Here is a 428-nt window from a genome sequence, read left to right on the forward strand (position 1 = left end):
GCTTAGTTGTATCTTCTTGATATTTTAATAATCTCAATTGAACATCTACATTGAGCATTTCTTGAATCACACTATCATGTAACTCTCTAGAAATTCGCTTTCTTTCATTTTCTTGGGCTGAGATTGTTTTACGCATCATACGTTGTTGATGCAATTTCTCTTGCTGTTCAATTTGTGATGAAACATTTTGAAGCGTAAATGCATGAATTCCCCTGTCTTGATCAATCAACTGATATGTTGCTGTAAATGGCATCACTTTTTGATCTTTCGTCTTCATAAATACTTGGAAATTCGTAGCTTGTACTTGCATCGATTCTAAGAAACAGTCTTTACATGATTGTACATCATAGGCATTTGTATACCCTTCACATCTGTGACAAATCGCATTCGCCACAGCACTGTAATTATCTTCTTCAGATAATATATCT

General features: G+C 34.1%; 1 pseudogene. It reads right to left on the bottom strand.

The features are described from left to right. A pseudogene (gene nreB / locus FMN63_RS30105) lies at window positions 1-428 on the bottom strand (nitrate respiration regulation sensor histidine kinase NreB); the annotation flags it as partial.

The sequence above is a fragment of the Stappia sp. BW2 genome (genome assembly GCF_008107695.1).
Taxonomy (GTDB): Bacteria; Pseudomonadota; Alphaproteobacteria; order Rhizobiales; family Stappiaceae; genus Roseibium.